Source organism: Comamonas sp. B21-038 (assembly GCF_022387135.1).
In the GTDB taxonomy this organism is placed as follows: Bacteria; Pseudomonadota; Gammaproteobacteria; order Burkholderiales; family Burkholderiaceae_C; genus Comamonas; species Comamonas sediminis.
On sequence record NZ_CP092462.1, the window covers coordinates 1,963,578 to 1,976,979 of the forward strand.

Consider the following 13,402-nt stretch of genomic DNA (forward strand, 5'->3'; position numbering starts at 1 on the left):
GCACGCTTACGGCCGTGCGCACCAATGAAAAAGCCCCGGCAGTAACGCACGGGGCTTCCATTTCCGGCCAGCAGCCTGCTACAGCAGCTCGTACCGCATCACGGGCTTGCGCCCTGGCAGCTCAACCACGACCGCTTTCACAAGCTGGCTCTCCTTCAGGTAGACCAGCGCCCAATCCACTTCCCCCTTGGAGCGGCCCAGGGCCAGGACCAGCTCTGAGTGGTAGTAGCTGCGCTTAGGGCTGGCCCGCAGGAAGCGCAGAAGCACGTCGGTCCCGCTACCTGGCCGGATCACGCCAGGCGGCCGGGGGTTGTGTGCCCGGCTCCTCGGGGGCTCGGCCCTCGAGCCCAGCTGCCCAGCCATCCAGCTGATACCGTCACCGTTCAAGCACATCAGCCACCTCCTCCAGTTTTGGCAGATCCTTTGGCCATTTGCCCATCAGCACCAAGCGCCGGCGTGTGTCAGCGCCCCAGGCCTCGGCCACCAGGGCTGCAGCAGCCTTGGGGTACAGCTCGTATTGGTCGAACTTCGGGTGGCACCCCTTCACGCCCGGCCGGTCACAGCAGAGTGCAAAGCAGGTGCGGTCGTCTGTTTTGAGGCCTGCGCCCTTGCCGTGGTTGGCGTGGGCCGCCTGGCTGTACCCCACGATGCCGCACGCGCAGCATGGCAGGCTTGCCACGGCACGGCGGTAGTCTTCATTGCGCAGATGCTCGCCTTTTTTGATCGGTGGCACTGTGGCGCCGGCCGCGCTCGCATAGTTCGGAGCGCTCGCCAGAGGCTGGTGCACAGTCTTGGGCGCCGGGGCCCAGGCGACTTGCCTGAATCCTCCGCGCTTCATAGCTCACCTTTCACCAGGCGCCGGGCATACCCCAGCTTCTGCATCACCACCATCACATTGCTCTTGTAGTTGTGGGCCAGCGTGCTTGCACCCGCGCCGCGCTTGTGGTCCAGGTACATGTTCATGATCCGCATCGGGGTCCAGTGGGAAAAGGTGCCAGTGGCCTGCCGGTGCAGGTAGTGCTTGTAGACCTGCTTGGCCCATGGGATGCTGATCTGGTACTCCTCGGCGATCTGGGCCCAGGTCATGCGCCGCTCCACGCAGCCGGCCAGCTCGTACAGCTGCGCGTCGTTCCATTCCTTCATCCGGCTCATTCCCCGAAGCTCCTCAGGACGGTTTCGATCATCTCAATGCGCTGCGCGGGCCCCAGGTGCTTCCACAGGGTTGCGCCGGCGTGCTCGCTGCGCAGGAAATTGACGGCGTCCGCGTGGAACTGCTCCATGTCACCCTGCTCCAGGTTTGCGTAGCTGATGGAGCGCGGCACCGGAATCACGCCACCCTTGGGCCCCGGATACCAGTCGACAAAGCTTGCTCCCACCTTCAGCCAGGTGCGGAAGCTCTCGAAGTCCTCGAAGCGCTCCTGCGTCTCGAATACCGCCTGCTCCATAGCCATGTGCTTGCGGTGATACCAGCCCAGCCGCGGCTGCACGGTCTTGATTTCGACCATTTCACCGGGCTCCAGGCGCATCAGGCGGTTCCACAGGCGGCGCCACTGGCTGCGGCCACGCTCACCCAGGCCATCCACGATGCCGAAGATGACCCGGCGCGCCACTGCGGCGTCCTGTTCGCTGATCTGCACAGCTTCCTGTCGAACAATCGTGATTTCAGGCATTGGTTGCTCCTCGATATGGCCAGGCCACCATGGCGGCATCCCGGGCGTGCTCGTTTGTTTTACCGGGCCAACCGGTCTTGCGTTTGAATGCCTCGGCATCCAGCTTGCCGCCCTTGCCGGCCGGGCTGATACCGTGCGCGGGTATGCCCAACTCGGCGCAGACGGCATTGATGAGGCTGCACCAGGCATCGACCTGGCCCACGTTGCGCGCCATCTTGGCAGCGGCAGCGCGGCTGGACGCCTTTGTCCAGGTGTGTGACTGCAGGCGGCTGTCTTCAAACACCACGCGCATGGGAGCCCTTTCCCGAATGAAGCGCTCGATATGCAGCGGCTCTATCGTGTGGAGGCCCACGAGCTGGCCAGCAACAAAGGTTGCCACGCCCGTGTGGGCGCCTGGATCGATGCCCAGAATCACGCGAGAGGCTCCAGCTCCGCCGGCGGCGGCCGGAAGCCCTTGGCCTTGAGCTGCGTCCGCACTGCCTCCCGCATCCCCGCCCAGGCCCCGGCCGCTTGCGGGTCGTTCTCCAGCTGGGCGGCCTGCTCCCTGCTGTAGTGCCACCACCCCGGCGTCATGGCCAGCGTCACCAGCCAGTCGCGTGTTTTCTGGAATTCGGTCATTTTTCTGGTTCATCGCATGAGTCCTGCAAAGGGGCTGCTGAAGTCCACCCACATCCGGTTTTGGCGTATGCCTTTGATGACGCTCAGGTTGACCCCGTACTCCTTGGCCAACTCTTTCCCCGTCTTGGTGGACAGGCGGATCTCGGTGGCCTTCTCCATGGTCAGCTTGGCCGACGGGCTGGCCCGCTTGGCGGCGGCCACCTTCATACGGCGAGACAGCGAGGAAAACGCGCGGCGCTTGGCCGCTGCCTGGCCTACCTTTGCCGTGGTTGAGGTTTCGACGTGCAAGGGGTTGCAGCACAGCTTGTCGCCGCAGGTGGTGATGACGGGCTGACGGAATGCCGGCGCATCGCCGTTCAGCTCCGCCACCACGCGGCGGACATACAGGCAACGACCACCACCTTTGATGATCGGATAGCCGCCCGTGGTGGTGGCGTCGCGCCAGATCCAGCAGGTGCCGACCTCGTCGCAACGGTCGTAGATCTCTTTCAGGGTGATTTCTTTGCTCATGGCTGGGGTGTCTTGTCTCGGGAAAATTTCAGGTTGCCCAGGCTGTTGCGCTCCAGGTAGCCGTGACGCAGCAGCCAATCGATGTGGTACTGCGCGGCGTTGGGGGAGCGAAAGCCAAAGTGCTTGGCAATCAACGCCATTGGGGGGGTTTGGTCGTTGTCCTTAAAAAAGGCCTGCATGAAGGTCAGCACCTCCAGCTGGCGGGGCGTAATCGTCTTCATGCCTTACCTTCCTCTGCCAGGCGCTGCTGCACGCGCTGGTTCAACTCGCGCTTGTAGCGGGCTTGCTTGATGCGCTCCAGGCGCTCTGCTGCGCCGGTGCGGCTGGGGCGGTTGGCCAGGTCATCGCGCAAAGATTTGAGGCGGGCGCGCAGCTCCGGCGTCAGGCCTGCGCCCGGCGTCTCTTCCACACGGCCTGTCAGCAGGGCAACGGGGTTGAAGACGGGCGGCGGCAGCGTGATGGTCATTTCCTGCGCAGCGCGCTCGGGCGTGATGTAGCCCAGCTGCAGGGCCTTCTCGATTGCCGGGTTGCGCCCTTCGGCATCCCAGCCGATGGAAACGGTGACGGTGGGCATGGCCTTGGCTTCACGCGCGCCGCGCACGACCCGCTCGTAGGCGGTGATGAACGCCATGCGCGCGCCCACCATGTCACCAGCCTCGGCCACCGGGCGGGCCAGGCTCCAGGCGGCGGCCATTTCGTTGGTCCACACGACGGTGGCCCGTTCGTCCAGAGCAGTCGATGCAATGGCCCATGCCTCATTTGCGGCAGGCCGGCCGACAGCCTCATCGATGCGGTCCAGAATGGCCTTGGGCGTCAATCGCCCCGCGTGCTCGTTTCTCACCCGGCTCAATGCGCGGGCCAGGACCAGCTGAGGAAAGCTGCTCAGGTCTTCAGCCATCAGGGCAGCAGCGGCGGGGCTCAAAGCTTGGCCCAGCACCTCAGCGGTCCCGATCAGCTGCTTCACAAGCCATTGCATCTCTTGCTCGGTCATGGTCATGCTCCCTTCTTTTCCCGATTCGCGCGGATGATGGCCATGGCCTCATCTGCAGCGTCGTAGTTCGATTGCGATTGGTCGGCCCGCTTGGCACGGGTTTCGGTCATGGCAGTGCCAGCTACCCATTGCGTGCGATAGCCCTCTGCTCCGGAGAGCAGCAGGCCGATGTCGTGCATGCGCTGGATAACGAAGCGTTCGCTAACGCGGTCCACATAAAACGCTGCGACCTCGGGCGATTCGGTGTGACCCAGGCGCTGCACGAACTGCTTGACCTTGCTGTTGACGGTCTGGTTACGCACTGGCTTGGCGCCGTAGCGACGGAAATAGGCATCGCTGTACGCTTGCCAAGTCGCCTTGCAAGCTGCCTGCAGCTGTGTCTCCACTGCATCCACCGGGGTAGCAACCAGCTTCTCGACCGGCGGCGAAGCGGCCGGTAGTGATTCATTGATGGTTAGGTGATGGTTCAACTGATGATTTGGGGGCGGCATCTGCCCCCCTAGAGGGGCGGCATTTGCCGGAGCTGGGGCGGCATCTGCCCCAGGGGATGCGGCATTTGCCGGGGATGCGGCATCTGCCGGGGATGCGGCATCTGCCGGGGGGGCGGCATTTGCCCCAGGGGCGGCATCTGCCGGTACAGCTTTTTTGCGACTGTTTGCGCGCTTGCTTCCCTCTGGAGCCTTGGCCGGGTCGTAACGTTTGGGGCTGATGGTGTAACTGGTGCTGGTGTTGGGCCGGTATTCGCGGAACACGGCTCCCGATGCCTGCAGCCAGGCCAGCGCATCACGCACTGCGCGCTCAGACAGGCAGGTGCGCTTGGCAATGGTGCCTACTGCTGGCCAACACACGCCGTCGTCGCTAGCCTGGTCGGCAAGCGAAATCAGCACCGCTTTCTGAGCTGGTGACATGCCCTGCAGCGGCCAGCAGGCCGCCATGATGATCGTGCTCATTGGTTGGCCTGCTCCAAGGGCGCAGCCACCCACACGATTGCATTGCGGCCGCCCAGTGTCTTGCGGCGCTGGCCGCTGTCCACCACCAGCTTCTCCTCCACCAGCTTCACGCGGCGCGGGCGCTGCGTGTTGGGGTCGAGCAGCAGTTGCCGTGCGCACTCTTCGTCGGTCATGCCATTGGCACCGGCCTTTTGGATGGCGTCCAGAACCTTGGCCTTGAACGTGTGCGCGACATCAACGATGGCCTCTGCCGCTGAGCGGGAGGTGTCGCTGTGTTTTTGGTACGGGGTTTCAATCATCGCTGGCCGCTCCCCTCACCGGTCTGGCGCTTGTCAGACAAAGAGAAGACCCGGCCGTAGCGTTGCTGAATCAAACTGCGTACATGGTCAACACCGCACACATCAACAGCGACGACGAATTCGAGGTATTCGGATTCGGACTGGAAACCCTCGTCCATCCATTTGCGGCGCGCAAGCTCCTTGAGCTCGTCGGAAATCCGAGACTCCAACTTCTCAGTTTTCTTGCCGCCAATGAGGGAGCGAGAGAAGGGGATCGGTGTGAAATCGTCTGTCATAGCGTGATCCTTGTGGACAGCGCGGGCGTAGCTCGGCCCGCGTATCGGTTTGAATTTGTTGATGAGAACGTGTCCGCAAGCAGCGCTGCCCGTAGAGCGCTCTCACGGCGTATGCGCCGCCAAAGTGGCGCAGCAGGGGGAAAAATGAGCCCCGGTTCTGAAGCTCTGTGTACTGTTCGCGGATGTCTCCGCTAGGCTTCAGCGGTTTCATCTTGGCTGGCAAGTTCTGGCCAGAAGCGAGGCCAGTCACTGGGCTTCAAATCCTTCCGCGTCACCACACCTGAAGTAGCAGCTTCAATGGCTACACAGCGTCCGATGGGTACGGGACGTTCTCCGGACACCCAACGCGACACGTCGGGGGTAGGTGCGCCGATCTGTCTTGCGAGGGCGGTAATTGCGCCCCGGCCCTGGGCGTTGATGTATTCGGATAGGGTCATTCACGAATTATTAGCCTAAGGCTAACCAAAGTCAATAGCCCCACGCTCATTGCCAATGTTAGCTTCACGCTAAATACTCATGCCATGCAACCGATAGACGTAACTCGCCGTGAAAAACTGGGCCTGCTCATCAAGGAAGCAGGGAGTCAAGCCGCTCTTTCCGACACGATCGGGAAAGCCCCGGCCCAAATCAGCCAATGGCTCAACGCGTCGTTAAACTCAAAAACTGGCAAGCCGCGAGTGATGAGCAATGCCGTCGCTCGAGAGATAGAGGCCAAGGCCGGTAAGCCTGAGGGCTGGATGGATGTTCCCGCCGAATCAGGTGATTTGTCCACGCCAGGCGGATCCAATGTGGAGTTCAAGTTACCCAAAGGCTCGCGCTTGATCCCTCAGATTTCATACGTGCAAGCAGGAGCATGGACGGAAATTGCAAACAGCTTTCAGCTGTCGGATGCATACGACTGGCTCATCTCCAGTGATGCCCATTCTGTGGAGACCTTCGCTCTCACTGTGCGGGGCAATTCGATGGAGCCGGATTTCAAGGACGGTGATTTGATAATCATTGATCCCTCCGTGCGTCCTCGGCCAGGCTCGTTCGTTGTCGCAAAGAATGGTCGCGAGGAAGCTACTTTCAAAAAGTATCGCCACCGATCTGTTGATGTGCTCGGGAACGATATCTTTGAGTTGGTGCCACTGAACGATGACTATCCAACCATGCGCTCAGACGAGCAAGCTATAGAGATCATCGGAACGATGGTTGAACATCGCCGGACCTATAGGTAGGCCCTTGACCAGAGCCTCTCCCAACTTCATCACCAACGCCCGATCGGGCGTTTTTTTTGGCTCGAAAAAGCTCGACTGTGAAAAATTTCGAGAAAGTTAGCCTAGAGCTATTGACGAAAATATTAGCCTCAGGCTAAGATGCATCCTACCGGAGCTAATGAGCTTCGTAGGGAGCCAGGATCACCAGCCCCCGAAGACCCGGGGGGATCGCCCGGGCTTCCAAGAGACGGGCTTGAACCCGCAGGGGGGCGAAAGGATCACGCAGCTAAGGCTAGTAGGCTGGTGAGAATCCAGATAGGACCGTGGATACGGGGAAACAAACGAACGAGATGGCAGCTGCGGCACCGGTCCCTGGGTGTGTACGGGGTGAGGCAAACAGGGTTGCCAAGAAAAGCAAAGCCCAGCGTGAAAACGCACCGCCCTTGGAAACAGGGGCAGATCAAAAAGCACTTCATCTGAGGTGCTTTTTGCTTTTACAAGGAGTGATCATGCTGAATATCAATGAAGACGACCTGAAGAATGCGATTGTTGAGAAGACTGCAGATGAACTGCTGAGGCACGACGAAGACCTGAGCGCCATGGTGAGCAAAGAAGTGCAGCGCCGGATCGAGAAGATTTTTGTAGACCGCGCCGACGCACAGATCGCTGCTGCAGTGGATGCTGCTGTGCAGAAGGGCTTCGATGTTGAGTACCAACGCGTCAACAACTGGGGGCAACCAGAGGGCGAGAAGACAACGATCCGCGCGCAGCTTGACAAGCTAATTGGCGGCTACTGGACAACGAAGGTGGACTTGCGCACCGGCAAGCCGGGCGACAGCTACAACAGCACAACGCGTGCCGAATACTTGATGACGCAAATCTGCGCCGAGGACTTCTCGGAAGAAATGAAGAAACACGCAACCAACATTGCAGGGCATCTTAAGGATGGTCTACGCGGCCAGTTGGCCAGCGTCATGGACAACATGCTGAATGACCTGTTCCGCGTCAAAAGCCTTCAGGACCAGGGCAAAGTCACAAAGCCCTACTAACCCCCAAACGCCCTACTCAGCGCATCAGATCGGGTGATTTGATGCTTGAGGTGCTCCTCATGCGAGGACCATCACTGCCGCACCTGGATACACGGTGTGTCGGCTCCAACAACATGCTCCCGACAGGGCAACCCAAAGGGCCGCCGCGTAGGCGGATTCCTGGGGCCGGGTGCAGCAGTGATGGTCAACCAGCCAAACTTTTCGCCGGACCGTGGAGCACCCCCTCCCGTCTCGATTTCCACGGTAGCCCCTGGGCACCGGCTTTCTTCCACGGTGCGCTGTTTCGGAACATTCAGCGCCTTGCCCGCCTTGTGCGGGCCTTTTTATTTGGGGACTCGAAATGAACGGATTTTCTGACGCCCACCATGCCCGCCTGGCCTCTGCCCACCAAGCGGCCACAGATCGCCAAGACGCTCGGGCCAATTGGCTGGAGCAGACCTGGGCGACCAACTCGCCCTTCCTGCCCAGGTTCAATGGAGTGGTGCAGGAGGCATTGGGCAACTTCGACCCCACCACGCTGGCCAAGCTGTGCTGCCAGCTGCAGGCTGGCAACGATGCCGCCGCCGGCGAGATCCTCCGGGACTATCTCCTGGAAGTTTGCGAAGACGGCGTTGATGAGGTGCTGGACCAAGAAGCAGCGGAGGTTTGGTGATGGAGCACGTCAACGCCACCTACCTGCGGGCCCTTGCAGCTGGCCTTCAACTGCGGGTAAAGCCGCCCGACGACGATGAGTTTGCGCCGCTGTTCGATGCCTCCAGCACGGCGATGGCTGTGCTTTTGCGCCCCTCAACCATCGTCAACCCCGGGGCCTGGCAATTCAAGATCGATGGGGCCGACGATGCTGCGTGAGAGGCCTCTCCAACTCAAGACGCCAAGAACCCTGGACGAGGCCTGCGGGCACCGGCCCGAGTATTTCCACCCCTTTGAGCACTACACCAAGCCGCTGCACCAGCGGCTTTTCTTTTGGCTGGGCCTGGCCGCCGCGCTGGTCCTGATCGCATTTATCTGGAGCCGCTATGCGTAAAAACGCAATCCACACAGCTTGGATGCTGGCCGCCCTGCTGGCGGTGATCTTCTTTTCCGACCCTGGTACTGACCTGGCCGTCGAGCAGGCCACGGCCGCCGATGTGCAGGACGCCGTGCACGCCGCCCAGCAGGTGGCACTGAGCACCAAGAAAGGAACCGACCAATGAAGCTCCCCCTCTGGGCTCTGCTGTATCTCGCGGTGAACGGGCTGGCAATCGCCGCCGTGAACCTCATTGCGACCACCACCACCTCATTCCTGTAAAGCCATGAACGAAGTCACCACCCGCCCCCCAGCACCTTCCCTGCCCCTTCAGCAGGACAACACCGAAGCCGCGAAGCTGACCCGGGCCATCATCGCCGCGGCGAAGAATCCAGAAATCCAGATGGACAAGATGGAGCGCCTGCTGGACCTGCACGAGCGCATCACGGCGAAGGAGGCAGAGCAGCAATTCAACATGGCCATGGTGGGCGCGCAGTCGCAGATGGGCCGGATCGCTGCAGACGCTGTGAACCCGCAGACGCGCAGCCAGTACGCCAGCTATGCGCAGCTGGACCGGCACCTCCGACCCCTCTACACCTCCTACGGCTTCTCCCTCAGCTTTGACGAAGGCGAAGGCGCTGCAGAAGGCTTTGTGCGCGTGGTCTGCTACGTCGCCCACATCGGCGGCCACACCCGCACCTACCACTGCGACATGCCCGCCGACGGCAAGGGCCCCAAGGGCGGCGATGTGATGACCCGCACGCACGCTGTTGGCTCGGGCAAGAGTTTCGGCAAGCGCTACCTGCTCAAGGACATCTTTAACGTGGCCGTGGGTGAAGACGACGACGACGGCAACGCTGCCAGCCCGCCCGGCACCGCACCGCCCAAGCCCGTCTCGGAATTCACACAGGGCTGGATCGACTACGCGCTCAGCGTCAAGGGAACGCCAGAGTTCCAGGCCGCCTGCAAGCAAGCGCGCGCCGAAATCAGCAAGGCCCGCGACATCCAGGGCCTCAAGGACTTCAACGCAGCAATGGGGGGTGCCAATGCATAACACTCTCTTTCGGTGCCACAGCCTGGGCCGCATCATGACCGAGCCCAAGACCAAGGCCGAGGGCATGCTGTCCGTGGGCGCAAAGACCTACATCCGCAGCCTGGCTCAGCAGGAAATCTTCGGCATCGACTTCGAGTTTTCCAGCAAGGAAACCCAGAAGGGCATCGAGGTCGAGCAGGAATGCATCCAGCTGCTCAACCGCGTGCGCGGCCTGGCCCTGGTGAAGAACACCGAGCGCCGCACCAACACCTGGCTGAGCGGCGAGTGCGACCTGTTCGACGCGGCCAACCGGCGCGGGCACGACATCAAAGCATCCTGGTCGGCCAAGACCTTCCCCGGCTGGCTCAAGGACTGCATGGACCCCATCTACGAGTGGCAGATGCGCGCCTACATGATGCTTTGGGACGCTGACGAATGGCAGGTCGACTACTGCCTGGTCAACACCCCGGACAAGCTGATCGGCTACGAGCCCCCAACGATGCACATCGTGGACCACATCGCCGAGCACCACCGCGTCACCAGCTGGACCATCAAGCGCGACCTTGCCAAGGAAGCACTGATCCAGCAGCGCCTGGAAGCCGCGCAGGAATATTTCCGCCAGGCGCTGACCGAGTTCGACCAGACCCACTCCCACCACACGGACATGGCCGCTGCCTACCCGCAGGCCCAGGCCGCCGTCGCCCAGGCCATGGGCAACGCCGTGATCGCAGACCCATTTGCAGCATGAGGACGCCATGAGCAACGAATTGACAACCACCGCCCTGGGCACCCCCAGCATCAACGACGCCGCCCTGGCGCTGTTCACGCCCTTGGAGGCCGATATGACGGCGCTGGCCGCCAAGTACCACAACGTGGCCTACGACATGACCACCACCAAGGGCGCCAAGGCTGCGCGCGATGCGCGTCTGGAGCTGCGAGAGTCTGGCCGCTTCGCCATCCAGCGCCTGCGCGACCAGACCAAGGGGCAACTGAACGACTGCAAGACGGTGATCGAGACTGAGGCTACCCGCCTGATCGCCATCGTGGAGCCCGCAGAGGTTGCGATCGACAAGCAGATCAAGGCCCATGAGCAGAAGCTTGCCGACGAGAAAGCAGCCAAGGAAAAGACCGAGGCCGCGCGCGTGCAGAAACACACCGACGCCATCGCCACCATCGCCGGCTACTCGGACAAGGCGCGCGGCCTGGCGGTGGAGCGCATCGAAGCGGGCATCGCCTACGTGCGCGGCATCGACGTGAGCGCGGCGGTGTTCGAGGAGTTCGCCGAGCGCGCCGCCGGCGAGAAGGCCGCGACCATCAGCCGGCTGGAGCAGATGGCCGCCGACCGCCGCACAGCTGACGCCGCCGAGGCCCAGCGGGTGGAAAACGAGCGCGTAGCGGCCGAGCTGGCCGCGCAGCAGCGCAAGCTGGATGAGCAGGCCGCCGAGCTGGCCCGCCAGCGTGAGGCCCTGGCGCCCGCGCCGCTAGCGGCACCAGTTGCAGAACCTGAAGCGGCACCTGCGCCGGCGCCCGCCGCCGCCGCTGCTGCGCGGCCAGCACCCACCGCCATGCAGCAACCTGCCGCGCGTGCCGCCGCCGGCGCTGCACCGGCCGCCGAGGTGGATACAGATGCGCGCGTATCGCTGGGCCAGATCAAGACCCTGATTGCGCCGCTGAGCATCGATGCCGCTGGCCTGGAACAGCTAGGTTTTCCGCCTGTGGCCACCGACAAGTCAAAGCGCCTGTATCGCGCCTGCGATCTGCCAGCCATCCGCCAGGCCATGATCCTGCACTTGGCGAGTCTGGGCCTTGAACTGCCATTGGCAGCCTAATGCCCTCCCCCTTTCCCAGTCCCGCCAACATGTGGACTCGATGCACTTCTGTAACACAAATGTTTAAAAATCTGATCATCTATCGTATTTCCGAAAGCTGTGAGCCCGACCTGATGCAGCTCGACCATGCGCTGGCCAAGCAGAAATTTGAGGTGTGTTGCGCCACGCAAGAGCACTCCACCGGCTGGGTGGCGCCGCGCTGCCATTCTGCTGGAAGCCATGGAGCACCAAGGCATTGTTTCAAAAATGGTTAACTTGGGAAGGAGAGAAAAAATCGTATGACACGGCCAGCCACTCCACTCAACCCTGCATCAAACAAGACTGCACGCAAAGGTTGGACAGATGAGGATCTCATTACGCTTCGCAGAATGTATGGAAATCACCCCGTAAAGGAGATTGCTGAGAGGATAGGTCACTCGTTCTACAGCACTGAACGGAAAGCTGCAGATCTTCGGCTCTTCAAGCGTAATGATCTACGCGTATGGACCAACGCTGATGACGAATTTCTGAGTCGTCAATACAGCGAAGGAAAACGCCCAGTTGAAATTGGGCGTTATATGGGCCGAACGGCAAAGTCTGTATGCCAGCGTCTAGAGCGAATAGGAATTCGCCGCCCAAAAGACACAAGGCCAGTTGGCTATGAATATTCCGACCCTAAAACCGGTTTAACCCGGAGAAAAGTAGCAGATGCACCTTTGAGCCGCACAGCGAATTGGAAGCGTGTCGATGTTATTCAGTGGGAGGAAATCAACGGACCTGTGCCCGATGGCTACACGTTGATGATCGCTAACAAATATCTTCCCCGGGCGCCGAGCAATTTGCGGCTAATCAAAAAGGATGAACTATGGCCGACTCTCATAGGCGTACACCTGCCGCCAGAGGTTCAGGAGTTAGCGCAGTTAAAGCGCCAAATCGTAAGAGAAGCGAAGAAGCTAAAAGGGAAATGATGGCCACCCTGCGCGCTATACGGTCAGGTCGAGTTCCTGCCGAGCGCATTACTGCCGTGCTCGGCGCAGTCTCAACTATCGTGGATTCGTTTGTTTTGGACTACTTGGACGATACAAAAAATGAACATCAGCAAAAACACCGGTGAACACCTCCGTCAAATGCTTTTCAAGCAGCTCGAAGCGCTGACCGATCCAGCACAGGACATAGACCTCAAGCGAGCAGAAATCGCCAATAACACGGCGCAGGTCATCATCAATAGCGCGAAGGTCGAAGTGGACTATGTGAAAGCCATCGACGGCGCTATCACACTGCCCTACGTTGAAGGCCAAAACGGCGTCACCGAGCGGCCCTACCGTCCTGCTATGTCAGTGGCCGAGACAGCGCCGCAACTCGCAGAGCCGGAGCCAGAGCCGCGCACGCCCGAAGAGCGAGAGCAGGCTCTCCTGAGTACCGGGCCTCGGCCAGGCCACCCCTGGCATGGCCTCGGAAGCCGCAAGCACCTCATTAAAGGATAGGCATGAACCAAAACACCCGCCATTCAGCGGCGCCGCTGATCCTCAATGGTCACCAGCTGCTGGACGCACTCAACGCCATTGCTCCCGAGCGAACAGAAAAGCAGTTGAATGAACGAGTGTGCATCGGGTTGGAACCGACCTTTGCCTACGTCGCACCAGGTGTGCCCAACCTCCACTGCTGGCTGGCTGACTATCCCGACAGCGGCAGCATCTTGCTGCACCAGGCCATCCCGGAAGGCGGCAAGGCGCCATGCGACGTGGTGGGCATCGCCCTGCAGCTCATTGCCGCCGCGCGCTGGGTAGGCATGCACGCACACGCACGTAGACAACCAGAAGCTAGGGCGCTTGCAAGGGCCATTCTCAAGCTCACTCGTCCCGTCATCGACGAGTATGTGGATTCCCGAGGTGGTTATTCGTCTGACCCAAATCTAGTGACCATACCTGCCGACGCAGGTGTCTTTTTTAGTCCAGTCAGTGATTAGATTTCTATAGAACTGGGATCCTTACTCA

The 13,402-nt window shown here is 61.1% G+C and carries 26 protein-coding genes; 13 read left to right on the forward strand and 13 right to left on the reverse strand.

The features are described from left to right. Positions 1-78: 78 nt before the first annotated feature. The 13 genes from MJ205_RS08860 to MJ205_RS08920 all read right to left on the reverse strand — a co-directional run bounded on the left by MJ205_RS08860 (position 79) and on the right by MJ205_RS08920 (position 5,750). On the reverse strand, positions 79-267 hold the full coding sequence (locus tag MJ205_RS08860) for a hypothetical protein (protein ID WP_239812114.1): 189 nt from the start codon (positions 265-267) through the stop codon (positions 79-81). Positions 268-376: 109 nt separating this feature from the next. Then, a complete protein-coding gene (locus tag MJ205_RS08865) occupies positions 377-787 on the reverse strand; it encodes a hypothetical protein (RefSeq protein WP_239812115.1) in 411 nt (136 codons plus the stop codon). A 47-nt stretch (positions 788-834) separates the two neighbouring features. Continuing rightward, positions 835-1,152 (reverse strand): hypothetical protein, encoded by a 318-nt coding sequence (locus tag MJ205_RS08870; protein ID WP_239812116.1) that lies wholly within the window; start codon positions 1,150-1,152, stop codon positions 835-837. Beyond that, positions 1,149-1,670 carry a DUF1367 family protein gene (locus MJ205_RS08875; protein WP_239812117.1) on the reverse strand — a complete coding sequence of 174 codons (522 nt, stop codon included), beginning with the start codon at positions 1,668-1,670 and terminating at the stop codon, positions 1,149-1,151. The genes MJ205_RS08870 and MJ205_RS08875 overlap by 4 nt, the downstream gene beginning before the upstream one ends. Further along, a complete protein-coding gene (locus MJ205_RS08880; protein ID WP_239812118.1) occupies positions 1,663-2,085 on the reverse strand; it encodes a hypothetical protein in 423 nt (140 codons plus the stop codon). Before MJ205_RS08880 ends, MJ205_RS08875 begins: the two co-directional genes overlap by 8 nt. After that, positions 2,082-2,288, reverse strand: a complete 207-nt coding sequence (locus tag MJ205_RS08885) for a hypothetical protein (protein WP_239812119.1) — start codon at positions 2,286-2,288, stop codon at positions 2,082-2,084. The genes MJ205_RS08880 and MJ205_RS08885 overlap by 4 nt, the downstream gene beginning before the upstream one ends. A gap of 9 nt (positions 2,289-2,297) precedes the next feature. Next, on the reverse strand, positions 2,298-2,798 hold the full coding sequence (locus tag MJ205_RS08890; protein WP_239812120.1) for a hypothetical protein: 501 nt from the start codon (positions 2,796-2,798) through the stop codon (positions 2,298-2,300). Beyond that, the gene (locus MJ205_RS08895) at positions 2,795-3,019 is read right to left on the reverse strand and encodes a LexA family protein (RefSeq protein ID WP_239812121.1); all 225 of its coding nucleotides are present in this window, start codon (positions 3,017-3,019) and stop codon (positions 2,795-2,797) included. The genes MJ205_RS08890 and MJ205_RS08895 overlap by 4 nt, the downstream gene beginning before the upstream one ends. Continuing rightward, a complete protein-coding gene (locus MJ205_RS08900; protein WP_239812122.1) occupies positions 3,016-3,789 on the reverse strand; it encodes a hypothetical protein in 774 nt (257 codons plus the stop codon). Before MJ205_RS08900 ends, MJ205_RS08895 begins: the two co-directional genes overlap by 4 nt. A 2-nt stretch (positions 3,790-3,791) precedes the next feature. Continuing rightward, complete coding sequence (locus tag MJ205_RS08905) at positions 3,792-4,739, reverse strand: helix-turn-helix domain-containing protein (RefSeq protein ID WP_239812123.1); 948 nt, start codon at positions 4,737-4,739, stop codon at positions 3,792-3,794. After that, positions 4,736-5,038, reverse strand: coding sequence for a hypothetical protein (locus MJ205_RS08910; RefSeq protein WP_239812124.1), 303 nt, complete (start codon positions 5,036-5,038; stop codon positions 4,736-4,738). The genes MJ205_RS08905 and MJ205_RS08910 overlap by 4 nt, the downstream gene beginning before the upstream one ends. Continuing rightward, positions 5,035-5,313 carry a hypothetical protein gene (locus MJ205_RS08915; protein ID WP_239812125.1) on the reverse strand — a complete coding sequence of 93 codons (279 nt, stop codon included), beginning with the start codon at positions 5,311-5,313 and terminating at the stop codon, positions 5,035-5,037. Before MJ205_RS08915 ends, MJ205_RS08910 begins: the two co-directional genes overlap by 4 nt. Positions 5,314-5,504: 191 nt before the next feature. Next, positions 5,505-5,750, reverse strand: a complete 246-nt coding sequence (locus MJ205_RS08920) for a transcriptional regulator (protein WP_239812126.1) — start codon at positions 5,748-5,750, stop codon at positions 5,505-5,507. A gap of 84 nt (positions 5,751-5,834) precedes the next feature. Between MJ205_RS08920 and MJ205_RS08925 the strand changes: the two genes are divergently transcribed. The 13 genes from MJ205_RS08925 (at position 5,835) to MJ205_RS08985 (ending at position 13,374) form a co-directional block, all read left to right on the forward strand. Further along, positions 5,835-6,533 carry a LexA family protein gene (locus tag MJ205_RS08925; RefSeq protein WP_239812127.1) on the forward strand — a complete coding sequence of 233 codons (699 nt, stop codon included), beginning with the start codon at positions 5,835-5,837 and terminating at the stop codon, positions 6,531-6,533. 488 nt (positions 6,534-7,021) lie between these two features. After that, on the forward strand, positions 7,022-7,561 hold the full coding sequence (locus MJ205_RS08930) for a hypothetical protein (protein ID WP_239812128.1): 540 nt from the start codon (positions 7,022-7,024) through the stop codon (positions 7,559-7,561). A gap of 340 nt (positions 7,562-7,901) precedes the next feature. Continuing rightward, the gene (locus tag MJ205_RS08935) at positions 7,902-8,213 is read left to right on the forward strand and encodes a hypothetical protein (protein WP_239812129.1); all 312 of its coding nucleotides are present in this window, start codon (positions 7,902-7,904) and stop codon (positions 8,211-8,213) included. Next, the gene (locus tag MJ205_RS08940; RefSeq protein WP_239812130.1) at positions 8,213-8,410 is read left to right on the forward strand and encodes a hypothetical protein; all 198 of its coding nucleotides are present in this window, start codon (positions 8,213-8,215) and stop codon (positions 8,408-8,410) included. The genes MJ205_RS08935 and MJ205_RS08940 overlap by 1 nt, the downstream gene beginning before the upstream one ends. After that, the gene (locus MJ205_RS08945) at positions 8,400-8,585 is read left to right on the forward strand and encodes a hypothetical protein (RefSeq protein WP_239812131.1); all 186 of its coding nucleotides are present in this window, start codon (positions 8,400-8,402) and stop codon (positions 8,583-8,585) included. The genes MJ205_RS08940 and MJ205_RS08945 overlap by 11 nt, the downstream gene beginning before the upstream one ends. Continuing rightward, complete coding sequence (locus MJ205_RS08950; protein ID WP_239812132.1) at positions 8,578-8,754, forward strand: hypothetical protein; 177 nt, start codon at positions 8,578-8,580, stop codon at positions 8,752-8,754. The genes MJ205_RS08945 and MJ205_RS08950 overlap by 8 nt, the downstream gene beginning before the upstream one ends. Before the next feature lie 99 nt (positions 8,755-8,853). Then, positions 8,854-9,621, forward strand: coding sequence for an ERF family protein (locus tag MJ205_RS08955; RefSeq protein WP_239812133.1), 768 nt, complete (start codon positions 8,854-8,856; stop codon positions 9,619-9,621). Further along, positions 9,614-10,348, forward strand: coding sequence for a hypothetical protein (locus tag MJ205_RS08960; protein ID WP_239812134.1), 735 nt, complete (start codon positions 9,614-9,616; stop codon positions 10,346-10,348). The genes MJ205_RS08955 and MJ205_RS08960 overlap by 8 nt, the downstream gene beginning before the upstream one ends. Positions 10,349-10,355: 7 nt before the next feature. Further along, on the forward strand, positions 10,356-11,429 hold the full coding sequence (locus tag MJ205_RS08965; protein WP_239812135.1) for a hypothetical protein: 1,074 nt from the start codon (positions 10,356-10,358) through the stop codon (positions 11,427-11,429). A 59-nt stretch (positions 11,430-11,488) separates the two neighbouring features. Further along, positions 11,489-11,683 carry a recombination-associated protein RdgC gene (gene rdgC, locus MJ205_RS08970; protein ID WP_446715066.1) on the forward strand — a complete coding sequence of 65 codons (195 nt, stop codon included), beginning with the start codon at positions 11,489-11,491 and terminating at the stop codon, positions 11,681-11,683. A gap of 24 nt (positions 11,684-11,707) precedes the next feature. Continuing rightward, positions 11,708-12,376 carry a hypothetical protein gene (locus tag MJ205_RS08975; protein WP_239812136.1) on the forward strand — a complete coding sequence of 223 codons (669 nt, stop codon included), beginning with the start codon at positions 11,708-11,710 and terminating at the stop codon, positions 12,374-12,376. A 120-nt stretch (positions 12,377-12,496) separates the two neighbouring features. Beyond that, the gene (locus MJ205_RS08980) at positions 12,497-12,892 is read left to right on the forward strand and encodes a hypothetical protein (protein ID WP_239812137.1); all 396 of its coding nucleotides are present in this window, start codon (positions 12,497-12,499) and stop codon (positions 12,890-12,892) included. Between the two features lie 2 nt (positions 12,893-12,894). Further along, positions 12,895-13,374: a hypothetical protein gene (locus MJ205_RS08985; protein ID WP_239812138.1), complete on the forward strand. Its 480-nt coding sequence runs from the start codon at positions 12,895-12,897 to the stop codon at positions 13,372-13,374. Positions 13,375-13,402: the final 28 nt, after the last annotated feature.